The 16338-nt window shown below is 63.0% G+C and carries 19 protein-coding genes; 8 read left to right on the top strand and 11 right to left on the bottom strand.

The annotated features are described in order from the left end of the window. Positions 1-87 precede the first annotated feature (87 nt). From AC1D2G_RS00275 to AC1D2G_RS00255, 5 genes are all read left to right on the top strand, one after another. Positions 88-675 carry a 5-formyltetrahydrofolate cyclo-ligase gene (locus AC1D2G_RS00275; RefSeq protein ID WP_477411501.1) on the top strand — a complete coding sequence of 196 codons (588 nt, stop codon included), beginning with the start codon at positions 88-90 and terminating at the stop codon, positions 673-675. Between the two features lie 76 nt (positions 676-751). Continuing rightward, complete coding sequence (locus tag AC1D2G_RS00270) at positions 752-1576, top strand: TIGR00282 family metallophosphoesterase (RefSeq protein WP_477411500.1); 825 nt, start codon at positions 752-754, stop codon at positions 1574-1576. Positions 1577-1646: 70 nt separating this feature from the next. After that, the gene (locus tag AC1D2G_RS00265) at positions 1647-2414 is read left to right on the top strand and encodes a TerC family protein (RefSeq protein WP_477411499.1); all 768 of its coding nucleotides are present in this window, start codon (positions 1647-1649) and stop codon (positions 2412-2414) included. A 324-nt stretch (positions 2415-2738) separates the two neighbouring features. After that, positions 2739-3488 carry a YebC/PmpR family DNA-binding transcriptional regulator gene (locus AC1D2G_RS00260; protein ID WP_477411498.1) on the top strand — a complete coding sequence of 250 codons (750 nt, stop codon included), beginning with the start codon at positions 2739-2741 and terminating at the stop codon, positions 3486-3488. 19 nt (positions 3489-3507) lie between these two features. Continuing rightward, positions 3508-3819, top strand: a complete 312-nt coding sequence (locus tag AC1D2G_RS00255; protein WP_095084229.1) for an Rdx family protein — start codon at positions 3508-3510, stop codon at positions 3817-3819. An 83-nt stretch (positions 3820-3902) separates the two neighbouring features. Here AC1D2G_RS00255 and AC1D2G_RS00250 read toward each other — a convergent pair whose 3' ends face one another. Both AC1D2G_RS00250 and AC1D2G_RS00245 read right to left on the bottom strand, forming a co-directional pair. Continuing rightward, positions 3903-4379 (bottom strand): anthrone oxygenase family protein, encoded by a 477-nt coding sequence (locus AC1D2G_RS00250; protein ID WP_477411497.1) that lies wholly within the window; start codon positions 4377-4379, stop codon positions 3903-3905. Position 4380: 1 nt separating this feature from the next. Next, positions 4381-5214: an NAD(P)H-binding protein gene (locus AC1D2G_RS00245; RefSeq protein ID WP_477411496.1), complete on the bottom strand. Its 834-nt coding sequence runs from the start codon at positions 5212-5214 to the stop codon at positions 4381-4383. 106 nt (positions 5215-5320) lie between these two features. Between AC1D2G_RS00245 and AC1D2G_RS00240 the strand changes: the two genes are divergently transcribed. After that, on the top strand, positions 5321-5959 hold the full coding sequence (locus AC1D2G_RS00240; RefSeq protein WP_477411495.1) for a TetR family transcriptional regulator: 639 nt from the start codon (positions 5321-5323) through the stop codon (positions 5957-5959). 2 nt (positions 5960-5961) lie between these two features. On the opposite strand, the gene AC1D2G_RS00235 is transcribed toward AC1D2G_RS00240, so the two are convergent. Both AC1D2G_RS00235 and rpmE read right to left on the bottom strand, forming a co-directional pair. Then, the gene (locus tag AC1D2G_RS00235; RefSeq protein ID WP_477411494.1) at positions 5962-6462 is read right to left on the bottom strand and encodes a hypothetical protein; all 501 of its coding nucleotides are present in this window, start codon (positions 6460-6462) and stop codon (positions 5962-5964) included. 101 nt (positions 6463-6563) lie between these two features. After that, positions 6564-6785, bottom strand: coding sequence for a 50S ribosomal protein L31 (gene rpmE / locus AC1D2G_RS00230; RefSeq protein ID WP_006327661.1), 222 nt, complete (start codon positions 6783-6785; stop codon positions 6564-6566). 208 nt (positions 6786-6993) lie between these two features. On the opposite strand from rpmE, the gene AC1D2G_RS00225 reads away from it, so the two are divergent. Further along, positions 6994-8793, top strand: coding sequence for an ABC transporter transmembrane domain-containing protein (locus AC1D2G_RS00225; protein WP_477411493.1), 1800 nt, complete (start codon positions 6994-6996; stop codon positions 8791-8793). Positions 8794-8829: 36 nt separating this feature from the next. Here AC1D2G_RS00225 and AC1D2G_RS00220 read toward each other — a convergent pair whose 3' ends face one another. Then, positions 8830-10317: a carboxypeptidase M32 gene (locus AC1D2G_RS00220; RefSeq protein WP_477300020.1), complete on the bottom strand. Its 1488-nt coding sequence runs from the start codon at positions 10315-10317 to the stop codon at positions 8830-8832. A gap of 142 nt (positions 10318-10459) precedes the next feature. On the opposite strand from AC1D2G_RS00220, the gene AC1D2G_RS00215 reads away from it, so the two are divergent. Next, the gene (locus AC1D2G_RS00215; RefSeq protein ID WP_457154390.1) at positions 10460-10813 is read left to right on the top strand and encodes a DUF1304 domain-containing protein; all 354 of its coding nucleotides are present in this window, start codon (positions 10460-10462) and stop codon (positions 10811-10813) included. Between the two features lie 165 nt (positions 10814-10978). On the opposite strand, the gene AC1D2G_RS00210 is transcribed toward AC1D2G_RS00215, so the two are convergent. The 6 genes from AC1D2G_RS00210 to efp all read right to left on the bottom strand — a co-directional run bounded on the left by AC1D2G_RS00210 (position 10979) and on the right by efp (position 16074). Next, positions 10979-11413 (bottom strand): hypothetical protein, encoded by a 435-nt coding sequence (locus AC1D2G_RS00210; protein WP_477227681.1) that lies wholly within the window; start codon positions 11411-11413, stop codon positions 10979-10981. Positions 11414-11661: 248 nt separating this feature from the next. Continuing rightward, positions 11662-12693 (bottom strand): peptidoglycan -binding protein, encoded by a 1032-nt coding sequence (locus tag AC1D2G_RS00205; RefSeq protein ID WP_095084236.1) that lies wholly within the window; start codon positions 12691-12693, stop codon positions 11662-11664. Between the two features lies 1 nt (position 12694). Continuing rightward, positions 12695-13720, bottom strand: coding sequence for a MotA/TolQ/ExbB proton channel family protein (locus tag AC1D2G_RS00200; RefSeq protein ID WP_095084237.1), 1026 nt, complete (start codon positions 13718-13720; stop codon positions 12695-12697). A 109-nt stretch (positions 13721-13829) separates the two neighbouring features. Continuing rightward, positions 13830-14516: a PAQR family membrane homeostasis protein TrhA gene (trhA, locus tag AC1D2G_RS00195; protein WP_477411492.1), complete on the bottom strand. Its 687-nt coding sequence runs from the start codon at positions 14514-14516 to the stop codon at positions 13830-13832. Between the two features lie 104 nt (positions 14517-14620). After that, positions 14621-15421 (bottom strand): inositol monophosphatase family protein, encoded by an 801-nt coding sequence (locus tag AC1D2G_RS00190; RefSeq protein WP_477300018.1) that lies wholly within the window; start codon positions 15419-15421, stop codon positions 14621-14623. 86 nt (positions 15422-15507) lie between these two features. Beyond that, positions 15508-16074 (bottom strand): elongation factor P, encoded by a 567-nt coding sequence (gene efp / locus AC1D2G_RS00185; RefSeq protein WP_095084240.1) that lies wholly within the window; start codon positions 16072-16074, stop codon positions 15508-15510. Between the last annotated feature and the right edge of the window lie 264 nt (positions 16075-16338).

Below are 16338 nucleotides of genomic sequence, written 5' to 3'. Positions count from 1 at the left end.
ACGCATCCATGTCTTTCGGTGGATGATGCGGTAGAAAACGTCGCTCCTAAAACTCCACCCAAATCTGACTTTTTCTATCGTCTGCGCATGACATCCTCAAAACACCTGAAAAAGCAGCTTCGCCTCGAGGCACTCGGGCGTCGAGACGCGCTCGATGAATTCTGGCGGGTGGAGATCGCCCTCGAAATGGCCGAGACGGCACGCGATCACCTCGCTGTCGAGCCGAGTCAGATCGTCTCGGGCTTCTGGCCGATGCGCTCGGAAGTCGACGTCCGGCCGTTGATGTTCGCGTTGCGCGAGAAGGGAGCCAGGCTTTGCCTGCCGGCGATCCTCGACAAGACCACCATCGTCTTTCGCGAGCTCGTGCGGGGCGCGCCGATGGTCGAGATGGGTTTCGGCACTGTCGGCCCGCATGAGGAGGCCGAAGTGCTCGACCCCACGGTGATGCTGGTGCCGCTCGCCGCTTTCGACGCGCGCGGCCATCGCATCGGCTATGGTGCCGGCTACTACGACCGCGCCATCGCCAAGCTGGTTGACAAGGGGCTGCCGCCCAGATTGATCGGCATTGCCTTCGATTGCCAGGAGGTGGGGCTGGTGCCGGATGAGGACCACGACGTCATCATCCCGGAAATACTCACGGAGAGTGGGTTGCGCCGCTTCGCGCCAAAATTGTAGACAAGCAAAATGGACGCATGATCTTTTCACAGACGTCATGCAGCTTTTGCTTCGCTGACATTCGGTGCGGGATCATATGAGACTTCTCTTCCTCGGCGACATGGTTGGAAAAACGGGACGCACGGCAGTGTGGGAACAATTGCCGGGACTGATCTCCGATTTCAAACTCGATTTCGTCATCGTCAACGGCGAGAATGCCGCCGGCGGCTTCGGCATCACCGAAGAGATCTTTCGCGAAACGATCGCGGCGGGCGCCGATGTTGTCACCACCGGCAACCATGTCTGGGACCAGCGCGACGCGCTGGCCTTCGCGCCGCGCGAAGAGCGCTTTCTGCGCCCCTCCAATTTCCCCAAGGGCACGCCCGGACGCGGCTCCGGCGTCTACATCGCCAGGAGCGGTGCGCGCGTGCTGGTCGCCAACATCATGGGCCGGGTGTTCATGCACCCCGAACTCGACGATCCGTTCCAGGCCGGTGAGCGCGAACTGGCCGCCTGTCCGCTCGGCGAGCAGGTGGATGCCGTAATCATCGACTTCCACGCCGAGGCAACCTCGGAAAAGATGTGCTTTGCACATTTCGTCGATGGGCGCGCCAGTCTCGTCGTCGGCACCCACACGCACCAGCCGACCGGCGATCACCAGATACTCAATGGCGGCACAGGGTACATTTCCGACGCCGGCATGTGCGGCGACTATGATTCCTCGCTCGGCATGGACAAGGAGGAACCGCTCAACCGGTTCCTGTCGAAAGTGCCGAAAGGGCGTTTCGAGGCAGCAACCGGACCGGCGACATTGTGCGGCGTCGGCGTCGATATTTCCGACCGCACCGGGCTGACCGAGAGGATCGCGCCGTTTCGTCGCGGGCCGCGGCTGGAGGAAACCGCACCGTCCTTCTGGTCGTGACATTGATATGGACGCAAGCAGTACCTAATTGCCGGCGACACTGCTCTAGATCGTAGAGGGGACGACCTCCATGCAGCTCATCGAATTCCTGGCGCCGCATTTTCACTTTGTGTCCGATCCAACGGCCTGGGTCGCGCTGCTGACGCTGGTGGTGCTGGAGATCGTGCTCGGCATCGACAATCTGATCTTCATCTCGATCCTGACCAACAAGCTGCCGGAAGTGCAAAGGGCGCGCGCCCGCCGGCTTGGCATCTCGGCGGCGCTGATCATGCGGCTGGTGCTGCTGGCCACGATTTCGATCATCGTCCAGCTGACGACGCCGGTGTTCACCGCCTTCGGTCACGGGTTTTCCTGGCGCGACCTGATCCTGATTGCCGGTGGCCTGTTCCTGGTGTGGAAGGCGACCAAGGAGATCCATCACACGGTCGATCCCGACGATCACCAGGACACGATGCTGGGTGAGACTCTGCAGATGAGCCTCGCCGGCGCGATCTTCCAGATCCTGCTGCTCGACCTCGTCTTCTCCATAGATTCGATCATCACCGCCGTCGGCATGACCGACGAGATCGCCATCATGTACATTGCCGTGATCGTCGCGGTCAGCGTGATGATGCTGGCGGCCGGACCGCTGGCAAATTTCATCGCCAAGAACCCGAGCATCGTCATGTTGGCGCTGGGCTTCCTGCTGATGATCGGCATGACGCTGATCGCTGACGGCATGGGTTACCATGTGCCCAAGGGCTACATCTACGCGGCGATGGGTTTCTCGGCCTTGGTCGAAGGGCTCAACATGCTAGCGCGGCGACGGAGAAAAGCGAAGTCCGGCGAGGGGCATTGAGGTTGGCAAGAGCATAGCCGCGCCACGAGACCTTGGAATTTGTCGCTGTCGCGTAGGATCGCTGGATCAGCCGGTATGCCAGCCATGCGATCAGCATCATCGACCGGCTGAAGTCCGACCTGGAGGCGTGAGCGATTGCAGCGGCCTCGCGGCTGGACGAATTGAGCCGATTTATCTATAAGCCGGCCATTCCGACAGAGAACGCCGTGCTTCCACGAGTTGCACCTGGGACGCTCTGAAATTTTGAATTCGAGCATTTTGCAGAAGACGAGGTGAGATCACCTCGCTTCGGGATGCTCTAGCCGAGAAGACGACAGGGGTGCCATGGCTGGCCATTCACAGTTCAAGAACATCATGCACCGCAAGGGCCGCCAGGATGCGGTGCGGTCGAAAATGTTTTCCAAGCTGGCGCGCGAAATCACCGTTGCCGCCAAAAGCGGGACGCCCGATCCATCGATGAACCCGCGCCTGCGCCTGGCCGTGCAGAACGCCAAGGCGGTGTCGATGCCGAAGGACAACATCCAGCGCGCCATCAACAAGGCCTCGATGGGCGATGCCGAGAATTACGAAGCCGTGCGTTATGAGGGCTACGGACCCGGCGGCGTCGCGGTCATCGTCGAAGCACTGACCGACAACCGCAACCGTTCGGCCTCGAACGTGCGCGCCGCCTTCACCAAGGCCGGCGGGGCGATGGGCGAAACCGGTTCGGTGTCGTTCATGTGGGATCGTGCCGGCGAGATCTATTATCCGGCATCGGCCGGCAGCGCCGACAAGGTGATGGACGCGGCGATCGACGCCGCCGCCGATGACGTGGAATCCGATGAGGAAGGCCACACGATCTACTGCGCTTTCGAGAATCTCGGCGAAGTGTCGAAGGCGTTGGAGGCCTCGCTCGGCGAAGCTGAATCGGTGAAGCCGATCTGGAAGCCGCAGAACAGCGTTCCGGTCGACGAGGATCGGGCACAGTCGCTGATGAAGCTGGTCGCCACGCTCGAGGATGACGATGACGTTCAAAGCGTCTACGCCAACTTCGAAGTCGACGACGAGACGATGGCCAAGCTCAGCGCGGCATGAGCGGAGCTCAGCCAGAGACATGAGCGAAGCTCAGCTTCCCGCCATCCGCATCACCTATTGCACGCAGTGCCAGTGGCTGCTGCGTGCCGGCTGGATGGCGCAGGAGCTGCTGTCGACCTTCGGCACCGATCTGGGCGAAGTGACGCTGGTGCCTGGCACCGGCGGCATCTTCACCATTTCCTGCAATGATACGCTGATCTGGGACCGCAAGCGTGACGGCGGCTTTCCGGAAGCGGCCAAGCTCAAGCAACTGGTCCGCGATGTCATCGACCCGGATCGCGATCTCGGCCATTCCGACCGGAAGGGTCATACGCAAAAAGACCCCGCCTGAGCGGGATCTTTTGCTTTTCGTAGGACGCTTCTCTCTTTGTCTCGACGCAAATCCGGACGGCTACGCACTTTTCCTGGAGTTGCTTAGAGCAATGAGAGAATGAAGCAGGCCATCGCCATGATGGCGGTGATGGTGCGGACGTGGTTCCACATCACCCATTGGCTCAGATGGTTCGCCCACACAGCGGCGCCGTTGCTGCTGGCCGGGTCGACGGCGGCGAGCGCATCGTTGAGCGGCACGTTGAAGACCATGGTCACGATCGGGTTGCCGATCAGGTAGATCACCGCGCCGGCAAGCAACCAGTAAGAGCCGGACTGGCTCCAGCCCATGATGGCGGCGGCGATGAGCACCAGACAGAGCAGGCCGGTACCGAAAAGCGCCGTCATGAAGGTCGGGGTGATCACCGTGACGTTGATCGAATTCATCGCCGCGATGCCGCTGGGGACGGGCAGTCGGGCAAGCGCCGCCATGACGAAATTGGAAAAGGCGAAAAACACGCCGCCGACGACCCCCGAGCCGATTGCGGCAATGATGGTAAGGGTGGGAAGAAGCTTGATCATGTCAGTTGCTCCAGATGCCGGTTGCTGCGGTTTCATATGCGTAGGCGGAGAAGTCTCTTGGCTGGCGGCCAAGCACGCGCTGGACGCCGTCGGCTAGCGTCTCGTTGCGGCCGTCAAGCACTTCGGTGAACAGCTCGTTGAGCAACCAGGCGAATTCGGGCGGCAGGTCGTGCGCGGTCACGGCGGCGGTGAATTCGTCATGCGAAATCCTGACAAAGCGGATGTCGCGCCCGGCGGCCTTTCCGATCTCGGCGACGGCGTCGGCGAAGCTCAGCAGCCGCGGCCCGGTCAGTTCGTAGAGCTGGCCGGCATGCCCCGGCTCAGTCAGCACGGCAAAGGCGACGTCGGCGATGTCATCGGCATCGACAAACGGCTCGCCGACATTGCCGACCGGCAAAGCCACTTCGCCCTCAGCCAAGGGCTCGACAAGAAAGCCTTCGCTGAAGTTCTGCGAGAACCAGGCGCAGCGCAGGATCGTCCAGTCGGCGCCAGAAGCCTTCAGCATCTCTTCGGAACGTTGGGCTTCTGCCTCGCCACGCCCCGACAGCAGCACCAGCCGGGTGATGCCGTTCTGTACGGCAAGCCTGGCGAAGGCGCCGATCACGTCGGCGGCACCCGGCACCGCTAGATCGGGATAGTAGCTGATGTAGACGGCGCTGACGCCCTGCATTGCAGGGCCCCAGGTCGCCGGGACTTCCCAGTCGAAGCGCGGGGTGCCCGAACGCGAGCCGATGCGCACCGGCACGCCATGCGCCGTCAGTCGCTCGGCAAGGCGGCGGCCGGTCTTGCCGGTGCCGCCGAGGATCAGGATGGGGTTTGGTGTCGTGTTGTTCATGGCTGGTTTCCTCTGTTTCAAAACATGAGTAATCCTCACATTTGCAAAACGTGATAAACCCTCGTATTTTGCGAGTCAAGCGATTTTGTTGGCACTGGAGACAGACATGGAAGACACAGCGCCGGTTTCGTCACAGGAGCAGATTGCTTCGCCGCGCCGGGCGCCGAGCCAGCAGCGCAGCCGCGAGCGGGTCGAACGCATGCTCGCCGCTGCCTCGGCACTGATTGCCGAGCAAGGCAGCGACGCCATGCGCATGGGCGAAGTGGCGGAACGGGCAGGGGTGTCGATCGGCTCGCTCTACCAGTTCTTTCCGGACAAGCGGGCGATCGTCTGGGCGCTGGCCGAGCGCTACACCGCCGAAAGCCAGGCGTGCATCTCGGCGGCACTCGCCGATGTCGGCGACGCCGAAGGCCTGCGCCAAGCGTTTTCGGAGCTGGTCGATATCTACTACGGGCTGTTCCTGGCCGAGCCGGTGATGCGCGACATCTGGTCGGGCACGCAGGCCGACAAGGCGCTGCGCCAGCTCGAACTCGCCGACAGCCGGGCCAACGCCGAATTCCTCACCGCGGTGCTGAAGCGGCTGCGGCCGGCAGCCGATCCGACGGCGCTGGAAACCACGGCGTTCCTGGTCTGGCAGATGGGCGAGGCCGCCGTCCGGCTGGCGATCTCGGTCGACAGGCAAGAGGGCGACAGACTGGTCTCGGCTTACAAGCGGATGGCGCTGCGGGAACTGTTGGCGGAGTAAGGCTAGCGGCCGAGATAGTTCCGTAACATTTCAGCGCGCTCGTCCTCCGTGCACATTGCCATCCGGGCTAGGCCGAGACTGCCTCGATGAAGCGCAACAACAGCCAACGCATATGTCACTGTCGCTTCGTCGGCCTCAGTTTCCAGATCTCGCAACGCCAAATGGAAAAACAACTGCCAGGCGGCTTTGTAGTGCGGTTCGATCCAACCTGGAATTGGCGGGTTTCGGCTGTCGAGCAATCGCGCTTCTTCGATTACCGCGGCCAGACCGTAGACTCCCCAATTCACTGGAGAGCGTTCTGCAGAGATTCGAACGATTTCTGGGATTGCGGCGTAGGATGCGTCTCCGACATCGCCTTGATGATGCAATTCATTCCAAAGTTCGTCCCACGCCGTCTCGTCATCATACCGAAGGGTCAGCGCTCGCAACGCCGGTCGGGGATCATAGACAACCTTGTACCCACCCGTGAGACCGGACCACCGCTTGTCGTTGAGCATAGACATATCGCTCTCCCTGGCCGACTGCGTCCCACTACGGCGACTCGCGGTCAACAAAAAACCCGCCACAAGGGCGGGCTTTTCGATCTGCGAAAAGGTCGTCGGGCTTAGAGGCCGAAACCTTCAAAACGCTTCTTGAACTTCGACAAGCGACCACCGCGGTCGAGCAGGGTCTGCTGGCCGCCGGTCCAGGCCGGGTGGGTGGTCGGGTCTATATCGAGGTTCATCGTATCGCCTTCCTTGCCCCAGGTCGAACGGGTCATGTATTCGGTGCCGTCGGTCATGACGACCTTGATGGTGTGGTAATCGGGATGGATGTCGGTCTTCATGGTTCGGTTCCTGGCTTGCCGGCGCTGCCGACGGGCATAAGCCTGCGTCGATGCGCCCCTTTTTAAAACTCGAAGCCGCAGCTATTGAGGAGCCACGGCTTCTAAAACGGTCGGCGAGCCTATACATCAGCCGGAATTGAATCACAAGGCCGCGGCAAGCGCATATATTGAGGCGCATAGCCGAGAGGCGGCTAGAGGAAACGCAGGAATGGCGCAAACCAGCAGCGCAGACGAGCGCCGGCGCTCGCTCAAGCCGCTCAGGCGCCTGTTCCCGTATATCACGCATTATCGCACGCTCGTCGTCGGCGCGCTGATTTCGCTGGTCATCGCCGCGGCAACGACGCTGGCGCTGCCGCTGGCCGTGCGGCGCATGATCGATCATGGTTTCTCGTCGGCCAACACCATCTTCATCGCCGAATATTTCGCAGCCTTGGTGGCGATGGCCGCCGTGCTGGCGGCCGCCTCGGCCAGCCGCTACTATTTCGTCATCACGCTCGGCGAGCGAGTCGTCGCCGATATCAGGCGCGATGTTTTTACCCATGTGACGACGCTGTCGCCGTCCTTTTTCGACACCGCCCAGTCGGGCGAGATCGTGTCGCGGCTCGCCGCAGACACGACGCAGGTCAAGTCGGCGGTCGGGGCGACGGCATCGGTGGCGCTGCGCAACGTCATTCTCGGCCTTGGCGCGTTGGGGATGATGGTCGTCACCAGCCCGAAACTGTCCGGCCTGGTCATTGCGGCCATTCCGGTCATCGTGCTGCCGCTGGTCGCCTTCGGCCGCTCGGTGCGGCGCAAGTCGCGGCAGGCGCAGGATACACTTGCCGATGCCACCGCCTATGCCAGCGAACAGATCGGCGCGGTGCGCACCTTGCAGGCCTTCACCAATGAAAAGCTCGTCACCGGGCATTTCTCCGGCGCGGTGGAAGCCGCTTTCGAGGCGGCGCGTACCTCGATCTTCGCGCGCTCCTTCCTCACCTTCTTTGCCATTTTCACCATCTTCTCGTCCGTCGTGGCGGTGCTGTGGTTCGGCTCGCGCGACGTGCTCGACGGCAATCTGTCGCCAGGCACGCTCGGCCAGTTCCTGCTCTATTCGGTGTTTGCCGCCGGTGCGCTCGGCGCGCTGTCCGAGGTCTGGGGCGAGCTGGCACAGGCGGCGGGTGCTGCCGAACGGCTGACCGAGATCCTGGCCGAGAAGCCGGCAATCCAGGCGCCGGCCGATCCGAAGCCGCTGCCTGCCGTCGCCAAGGGCGCGATCGCCTTCGATGACGTCTCCTTCTCCTATCCGGCAAGGCCCGACCGCGCTGCCGTGCACGGCTTGAGCTTTCAGGTCATGCCCGGCGAGACGGTGGCGATCGTTGGTCCATCAGGGGCCGGCAAGAGCACGGTCTTTTCGCTGATCCTGCGCTTCTACGATCCTGAAACCGGCAAGATCCTGATCGATGGCGTCGATGTGCGCGAAGCCGATCCGGTTTCGGTCCGCGAGCGCATCGCCATCGTGCCGCAGGACGTCACCATTTTCGCGGCAAGCGCGCGCGACAATATCGGCTTTGGCCGGCCGGGTGCCAGTGAGGCCCAGATCGAGACGGCGGCGAAGGATGCGCTCGCCGACGAATTCATCCTCAAGCTCGAGAAAGGCTATGACAGCCAGGTCGGCGAGCGCGGGGTGACGCTGTCCGGCGGCCAGCGCCAACGGGTGGCGATCGCTCGCGCCATCCTGCGCGACGCGCCGATCCTGCTGCTCGACGAGGCGACCTCGGCGCTCGACGCGGAAAGCGAGACGCTGGTGCAGATGGCGTTGGAACGCCTGATGCAGGGCCGCACCACCATCGTCATTGCCCACCGGCTGGCGACGGTGCTGAAGGCCGACAGGATCCTGGTCATGGATGGCGGCCGCATCGTCGAGGAAGGCACGCATCAGAGCCTCGTCGCCAAGGGCGGCATCTACGCGCGGCTGGCCAAGCTGCAGTTCGAAACCGGCGCCAGCGCCTTCAGGGGCGCGGCGGAGTAGTCGCAAACATCTGCCTCCTGATGTGCCGACCTCCCCTCAAGCCGCTCCGTATCGCTGCTTCAGATGGTTGACGAAATAGCTGGCGTCGAGCTTTTCGCCGGTGGCGCGTTCGAGCAGGTCCGGGGTCGACCAGCGAGACCCCTGCGACCAGATTTTTTCGCGACGCCATGCGTTGATTGACGCGAAATTGCCTTTGGCGAGATCGTCATCGGCGGCAGGATGCTCGCGTGTCAGCGCCGCCCATTGCTGCGCCGCCATCATCGCGCCCAGCGTGTAGGAGGGGAAGTAGCCGAAGGCGGCACCCGGCCAGTGCACGTCCTGCATCGGCCCGTCGGCCGGATTGTCGATGGTCGAGAGGCCGAGATAGTCGCGCATCTTGGCGTCCCAGGCTTCTGGCAGTTCTGCCACCTCCAGCCTGCCCGAGACGAGCTCCTGCTCCAGCTCGTAGCGCAGGATGACATGCAGCGGGTAGGTCACCTCGTCGGCATCGACACGGATCAGGCCGCGCTCGACGTGATGCACATGCGGCAGGATGTCGTCGAGCGACCAGGCTTCGCCGAGATGCTTTTCGACCACCGGCAGCGCCCAGCGCCAGAAGGCCGGGTTGCGGCCGAGCTGCTTTTCGACGAACAGGCTCTGGCTTTCATGCACGGCCATGCCGCGCGCCTTGCCGAGCGGCCAGTGCGCCCATGCCTTCGGCAGGTTCTGTTCATACAGCGCATGGCCGGTCTCGTGCAGCACGCCCATCAATGCCGACAGGAAGTCCGAGGTCTTGTAGCGGGTGGTGATGCGCACGTCGCTCGGCACGCCGCCGCAGAAGGGATGGTGCGACACCGACAGCGACCCATGCGTGAGGTCGAAGCCGACCGCCGTCATCATGGCAAGGCCGAGCTCGCGTTGCCGGTCGATCGCATAGGTGCCCGAAAGCGGCTTCAGCGGGCGCTTGCGCAGCCGGGCTTCCTGTATCGCCAGCGCCTCCGGCACGAAGCCTTTCAGGAAAGCCTTGAGGTCGGTGAAGACAGGCGTGATGTCGGCGGCGCGGTTGCCGGGGTCGTATTGCTCCATGAGCGCGTCATAAGGGGCAAGACCGAGCACGTCGGCACGCAGCGCCGCCTCTTCGCGCACCAGCGCCACCACGCCCTCCAGCGCCGGCAGGAAGCCCGCCCAGTCGTTCTTGGCGCGCAGGTCGCGCCACAGCTGCTCGCAACGCATGCGCGCGGTGGTCTGACGTTCGACGAACTCGACCGGCAGGCAGGTCAGGTTGGTGTACTGTCGCCGCAATTCGGCGACCGCGGCCCGTTGCTCCTCACTCAACGCTTCCTGTTCGGCCGCGGCGAGCCAGTCGGCGATTTCCGGGGCCGTTGCCCTGGTGTGGTACATGCCGGCCAGCGCCGACATTGCCTCGGCGCGCTTCTCGCCGCCGCCGACAGCCATGTGGGTGGCCTCGTCAGCGCCGAGGATGGCCAGCGCATGCTCAAGCGCTTCGAGCTTGTGACCGAGATCATCGAGTTTCTGAAAGGACATGGCGGCTTCCGTGATTGAGGACGGCGCGAAAAGATACCAACGCAAAAGCGTTTGCAAGCCTGCGGCACTGTGCGGCGGATGCATCTTGCACAGGTGAGGTCACGCGTGAAATGCTGCTGGCCTCGCCTGAAGGGGGAACAACATGATCGGCAACATCCTGGTCGGACTGGTGGCCTTGATCCATGTCTACATCGTCTATCTCGAAATGGTGCTGTGGGACACGCCGCGCGGGCACAAGGCGTTCAATCTGAAGCCGGAATTCGCCAGCGCCTCGAAGGTGCTCGCCGCCAATCAGGGTCTTTACAACGGCTTCCTCGCCGCCGGCCTGATCTGGGGGCTTTTCCTCGGGACAGCCGGTTTTCAGGTCAAGGTTTTCTTCCTGTTGTGCGTGGCCATTGCCGGCCTCTATGGCGCGGCAACGGTTGGCCGCAAGATCCTGTTCATTCAGACCGTGCCGGCGGTCGTCGCCCTGATTGCGGTCTGGCTTGGTTGGTAGGAAACTGGGCTGGCAGGAACCTGGGCTGGTAGCAACCTGGGCTGAGGGAAAAAGGACGCCCGCGGGAGAGGGGGCCCCGAGGGCGCCAGGTGGTCCTTTCCTGGCGCAGGATCTCGGAAGGAATCATGCGCGAGATCGAAGTGCTAGAGCTTGGTGTCCAAGCTTTCAGCCGTTCGGATAGTTTCCGCCGTCGGAGCCATCGCCCATCAGGAAATCGCTGCCAATACCGGCCCTCAGGCGCTGGTCGACATTGTCGAGACGGCGCAGCAGCTCATGGTATTGCGCGGCCGGTATCCTGCCGTGATCCGATGCCGCTATCTTCTCGGCCGCCTGACTGATGCGGACCGTCCGCATTTCCAGGCGTTCGGCGACGGCGGGCGTGATGTTGTTGGCCTGCCTTGCATCGACTATGCCCTGGCGGACGCCTTGAACCTGTTGGATGAGGCCTTCGACGCGCGGCCCCGTAAAGTCGGTCGGATCGCCGGCGTCCAGAGCGCCTCTGTGATGGCCCGCGGCATAGGCGCCGGCAAGCGGAACGGCGATGAGGACCGCCGTGAGTGTTGCAGTTCTAAGCGAGGTGCTGGGAAAAAAAGAGCGCATCGTCGCGTTCTCCTCCTGAAGAGGAAGGCGGCGATTGTCTCGCCTGCCCTCCGGCTGCGGGCCGTCCGGTTCCGTCGCGTCGCGATGGGGTTCATCGCCGGCGGTTCTCGGCCCAGGCGGGGAAGCTAGGACCGCAATTCGACGATGTGTAATTAAAAAAAGATAATCTTTTCAGGCCTTGTCGGCCTCGCTCTACGCCCTAGAGTTGAGCCGGCGAACAAATTCGCGTGATGCCGCGTGATGATGGATCAACGTTCGGTGAGCTTCAGTTCAATACGCCGGTTCTTGTTGCGCGCCTCTTCGGTGTCGGCGGGGTCGAGCGGCTGGAACTCGCCGAAGCCGGCGGCGACCAGGCGGTTGGCCGGCACGCCGTTCTCGATCAGGAACTTCACCACCGAGGTCGAACGCGCCGTCGATAGCTCCCAGTTGTCGCGGTAGCGGCCGGTGCCGGAGAGCGGCTTGTTGTCGGTATGGCCGTCGACGCGCAGCACCCAGTTGATCTCGGGCGGGATTTCCTTCTGCAATTCGATGATGGCGTCGGCAAGTTTCTTCATCTCCACCTTGCCGGCATCGTTGATCACTTCGGAGCCGGTCGGGAACAGCACTTCGGACTGGAAGACGAAGCGGTCGCCGACGATGCGGATGTTCTCGCGGTCGGCGAGGATCTCGCGCAAGCGGCCGAAGAAGTCGGAGCGGTAGCGGTTCAATTCCTGGACGCGCTGCGCCAGTGCGACGTTCAGGCGGCGGCCGAGATCGGCGATCTTGGTGTTGGAATCACGATCGCGGGTTTCGGAGACGTTGAGCGCATCCTCGAGCGCCCCGATCTGCTTGCGCAGTGCTGCAATCTGCTGGTTGAGAATCTCGACCTGGCTCAGCGCCTGCTGACTGATCTGGCGCTGGCTGTCGAGTTCGCCCGAAAGTGCTACGGCACGCTGGTTGGCGGCGTCTCCGGCGCCGGCACCTTGCGCCAGCAATTGTTCGAGCCGGCTCTTTTCCGCTTCCGCCGCTGACAGCGATGCCTGCAGATTGGCGAGCGAATCTTCCTTGTCCTGTGCCGTCGAGCGCTCCAGCGCCAGAAGCTGGGTCAGCTCGTTGATCTGCGAGTTGAGTCGCGAGAGCGCCGTATCCTTGCCGGAGATTTCGCGGCCCAGCAGGAACTGCGCCAGCACGAAGACGGTGAGCAGGAACATGATCGCCAGAAGCAGCGTCGACAGCGCGTCGACGAAGCCCGGCCAGTAATCGATGCGGCGATCGGTGCGCCGTCCACGCGCCAGCGCCACGTCAATGCACCCCGGGCTTCTTCAGGGCGTCGGCAATCTTTTCCAACGTGTTGCGCATCGCCTTCTGTTCGTCGGACTGGGCCTCGACCCAGTCGCGCATGATCTGCTGCTCCGAGCGCATGTTCTTGACCAGGCCGGAAATGCCGTCGGCGAGATTGGCCATGGCGGTGGCGACGCGCGGATTGGAGCCGCCGCCATTCTCCTGCATGCTGCGCAGCCTTTCCGACAAGACCCGGATCTCGTCCGAGGATTCGGTCTTGGCCTGGTCGGAGACGACGATGTCGGACGACAGATCGGTGACCGAGGACAGCCAGTTTTCCAGTTCAGTGTAGAAGCGCGTCTGGGCGCGGCCGGCCTGCAGGTCGAGGAAGCCGAGCACCAGCGAGCCGGACAGGCCGAACAGCGAGGACGAGAAGGCCGTGCCCATGCCGGCCAGCGGCGCCGAGAGGCCTTGCTTCAGCGAATCGAGCACCGCGGCGGCATCGCCAGTACCCGGATCGAGCGATTCGATGGTCTCGCGGATCGAGGCGATGGTGTTCAACAGACCCCAGAAGGTGCCGAGCAGGCCGAGGAACACCAGCAGGCCGACGAGATAGCGCGAGGTGTCACGGCTTTCGTCGAGGCGCGTGGCGATGGAATCGAGCATGGTGCGCATTGAACTGGTCGAGAAGGCCGTCGCCGAGGAGCGGCCGATCATCGCCTTCATCGGCGCCAGCAGCACCGGTTCGGTGGTCTCCGAGCCGGCACGGAACGAATTCACCCAGCGCACTTCGCGAAACAGCCGTCCGACCTGAGCGAAGGCCAACAGGATGCCGACCACCAACACGCCGACGATCAGGCCGTTGAGGCCGGGATTGCTGCCAAAGGCGGTCGAGATCTGGCGGGTCAGGATGGCGGCTATGAAGGCGACGATGACCAGGAAGATCATCATTGTCAGCAGAAAGACCTGCGGGCTCGACAGTTTATGCGGATCGTAGATCAGGACATCAGAGCGTCTGCCCATGCCGAAGGATCTGAGAAAAGCCATCCGTGCCCCGTTTCCGATGCCGCCGCCGATCACGTAGACCGCGACTCTAAACGGAATTGTGACCAAATTGAATGGCGCTTGGCAATATTGCCGCGTCTATAAGTCTGTGTCAGAGGCGATTGATGACCAGACAGTCGACCATGGCGGCCAGATGCAGGCCGGCGCCGGTGACGACGAAGCCGTGCCACAGCGCGTTGTGGAAGCGCAATCCCTTCCAGGCAAAGAAGATGACGCCGCAGGAATAGACGATGCCGCCGGCGACGATCAGCGCGATCGACGTCGTCGGCAGGGTCTGGACAAGCGGCTTTACCAGGACGATGCCGCTCCAGCCGATGGCGAGATAGAAGACGATCGCCAGCCGGTCGAAACGGCCGGGAAGAAACACCTTGATGGCGATGCCCAGCGCTGCTGCGGTCCAGACGAGGACGATCATCCAGCGCGCCAGCGGCGAGCCTTCGAGCTGAGCCAGGAAAGGCGTGTAGGTCGCGGCGATCAGGAGATAGATCGCGGCGTGGTCGAAGCGCCGCAAGATCCATTTCGCCGGCGACGACACCGGCCACAGATTGTAGGTGAGCGACACCGACAGCACGGTGAGCAGCGAAACCACATAGAAGGCAGCGGCGATGTATTCCCCCGGCCCGACGCGAAAGGCGGCCAGCGCCAGCAGTGCCGAACCCGCCGAGATCGCCAGCACGATGCCGACCGCATGGACGATGCCGTCGGCGATCATCTCGGCGCGTGAATAGTGCCAGCGTCCGATGAACGGGATGTCGTGGTGGGGCTTGATGTCGTTCACTGCCGGGTTCCTGCGCCGCGCACTATGATCTGGGCGCTCGCCGGGCAGTATTTCAAGCTTCCATTGCGGTTTTGCGACTGCGGCGCATCAGCGCGGCGTGTCAGTCAGCGTGCCGAGAGCGGCTTCTTCACGGCCTTCAGCAAAGCGCGCTGGATGACCTCGTTGCCGGCGACCACCGAGCCGTTGTCGAGCATGTCCTGACCACCGTCCATATCCGAAACGAAGCCACCCGCCTCGCGGATCAGCAGCAGGCCGGCGGCGACGTCCCAGGCCGACAGGCCGGTTTCCCAAAACCCGTCCATGCGGCCGGCGGCGACATAGGCGAGATCGAGCGAGACGGCCCCCAAGCGGCGCACGCCGGAGACCTCAGCCATGACGTTGCGCAGTTCGACGAGGAAATTGCCGTGGTGGCCGCGGCCGAGATGCGGCACGCCGCAACCGATCACCGTGTCGACCAGCTTGATGCGGCCGGCGACGCGTAGCCGGCGGTCGTTCATGAAGGCGCCGCCGCCGCGTTCGGCGGTGTAGAGCTCGTCCATTGCCGGATTGTAGATGACGCCAGCAACGATCTGTCCCTGGCGTTCCAGGGCGATCGAAACGGCAAAGAGCGGGATGCCGTGCAGGAAGTTGGTGGTGCCGTCGAGCGGGTCGACGATCCAGCGGTGCTGGCTGTCGTCGCCTTCGACCACGCCGCGCTCCTCCATCAGGAAAGCGTAGCCCGGCCGTGCCTTCGACAGTTCGGCAAAGACGATCTCCTCGGCCTTGCGGTCGGCCTGGCTCACATAGTCGCCAGGGCCTTTCATCGAGACCTGCAGGTTCTGCACCTCGCCGAAGTCGCGCGACAGCGATCGGCCGGCTTTCATTGCGGCCTGGACCATAACGTTGAGAAGGGCTGAGCGTGCCATCGTGCTTCTTCCTGCTGCTGCGCTTCAAGCGCTGTCTTGATGCATGTCGGTGACCCAAAACCGGGGCCACTTTTGGGCGACATGCATCAGTCTGCGCGGCGCACGTAAGTGATTTCGTTGGTGTCGACGATGATGCGTTCGCCGGCGCCGATGAAGGGCGGTACCAGCACACGGATGCCGTTCTCCAGTACTGCCGGCTTGTAGGAGGACGCGGCCGTCTGCCCCTTCACCACGGGATCGGCCTCGGTGATGGTCAGCGTCACATAGTCGGGCAGAGAAATGCCGATCGGCCGCTCTTCATAAAGCTGGACCGTGACCATCATGCCGTCCTGCAGGAAGGCGGCGCGGTCGCCGACGAAATCCTTCGCCAATTCGAGCTGCTCGTAGCTCTGGGTGTCCATGAACACCAGCGCGTCTTCCTGCGCGTAAAGGAAGGAAAAATCCTTGAGATCGAGCCGGATCTGCTCGACGGTCTCGGCCGAGCGGAAGCGCTCGTTGAGCTTGGTTCCGTTGATGAGGTTCTTCAGTTCGACCTGGTTGTAGGCGCCGCCCTTGCCTGGCTTGACGGTGTTGGTCCTGACCGCCACCCACAGGCCGCCGTCATGCTCGATGACGTAGCCGGGACGGATTTCGTTGCCATTGATCTTGGCCATAGTGATCTGATCCGGGAATGAGATGTTCGCTGGGAAAGCGATTTCGGGCTCCCAAGACCACAAATCGCCAGAAGAGGCAAGGGAGCGGGCAGGCTGGGGCCAAGCGGCAGGGATGAACAACTGGGTCGGGGGCCTGGAGATACCGACGGATTTGGCGGACGCATCGGCAACGAGCATCACGCCCTTCGGCAGATGCTGACGGGGTAGATGCATGGGCATGAGGCCGAGCCCGTGACCCCGGCGCACCCTCTCCATCGGCATGGC

This window comes from Mesorhizobium sp. P2_C7, from assembly GCF_056404515.1.
Note: the sequence above shows the minus strand (reverse complement) of the source record. Positions and strands in the feature narration are given on the sequence as shown.

What these genes read in the sequence shown, in the direction of transcription:
- AC1D2G_RS00270 (WP_477411500.1), top strand. Translation starts at nt 752, where the DNA reads ATGAGACTTCTCTTCCTCGGCGACATGGTTGGAAAAACGGGACGCACG.
- AC1D2G_RS00275 (WP_477411501.1), top strand. Translation starts at nt 88, where the DNA reads ATGACATCCTCAAAACACCTGAAAAAGCAGCTTCGCCTCGAGGCACTC.
- AC1D2G_RS00220 (WP_477300020.1), bottom strand. Translation starts at nt 10,317, where the DNA reads ATGTCCTTTCAGAAACTCGATGATCTCGGTCACAAGCTCGAAGCGCTT.
- AC1D2G_RS00235 (WP_477411494.1), bottom strand. Translation starts at nt 6,462, where the DNA reads ATGTCTATGCTCAACGACAAGCGGTGGTCCGGTCTCACGGGTGGGTAC.
- AC1D2G_RS00225 (WP_477411493.1), top strand. Translation starts at nt 6,994, where the DNA reads ATGGCGCAAACCAGCAGCGCAGACGAGCGCCGGCGCTCGCTCAAGCCG.
- AC1D2G_RS00260 (WP_477411498.1), top strand. Translation starts at nt 2,739, where the DNA reads ATGGCTGGCCATTCACAGTTCAAGAACATCATGCACCGCAAGGGCCGC.
- AC1D2G_RS00200 (WP_095084237.1), bottom strand. Translation starts at nt 13,720, where the DNA reads ATGGCTTTTCTCAGATCCTTCGGCATGGGCAGACGCTCTGATGTCCTG.
- AC1D2G_RS00245 (WP_477411496.1), bottom strand. Translation starts at nt 5,214, where the DNA reads ATGAACAACACGACACCAAACCCCATCCTGATCCTCGGCGGCACCGGC.
- efp (WP_095084240.1), bottom strand. Translation starts at nt 16,074, where the DNA reads ATGGCCAAGATCAATGGCAACGAAATCCGTCCCGGCTACGTCATCGAG.
- AC1D2G_RS00255 (WP_095084229.1), top strand. Translation starts at nt 3,508, where the DNA reads ATGAGCGAAGCTCAGCTTCCCGCCATCCGCATCACCTATTGCACGCAG.
- AC1D2G_RS00250 (WP_477411497.1), bottom strand. Translation starts at nt 4,379, where the DNA reads ATGATCAAGCTTCTTCCCACCCTTACCATCATTGCCGCAATCGGCTCG.
- AC1D2G_RS00215 (WP_457154390.1), top strand. Translation starts at nt 10,460, where the DNA reads ATGATCGGCAACATCCTGGTCGGACTGGTGGCCTTGATCCATGTCTAC.
- rpmE (WP_006327661.1), bottom strand. Translation starts at nt 6,785, where the DNA reads ATGAAGACCGACATCCATCCCGATTACCACACCATCAAGGTCGTCATG.
- AC1D2G_RS00240 (WP_477411495.1), top strand. Translation starts at nt 5,321, where the DNA reads ATGGAAGACACAGCGCCGGTTTCGTCACAGGAGCAGATTGCTTCGCCG.
- AC1D2G_RS00265 (WP_477411499.1), top strand. Translation starts at nt 1,647, where the DNA reads ATGCAGCTCATCGAATTCCTGGCGCCGCATTTTCACTTTGTGTCCGAT.
- AC1D2G_RS00190 (WP_477300018.1), bottom strand. Translation starts at nt 15,421, where the DNA reads ATGGCACGCTCAGCCCTTCTCAACGTTATGGTCCAGGCCGCAATGAAA.
- AC1D2G_RS00210 (WP_477227681.1), bottom strand. Translation starts at nt 11,413, where the DNA reads ATGCGCTCTTTTTTTCCCAGCACCTCGCTTAGAACTGCAACACTCACG.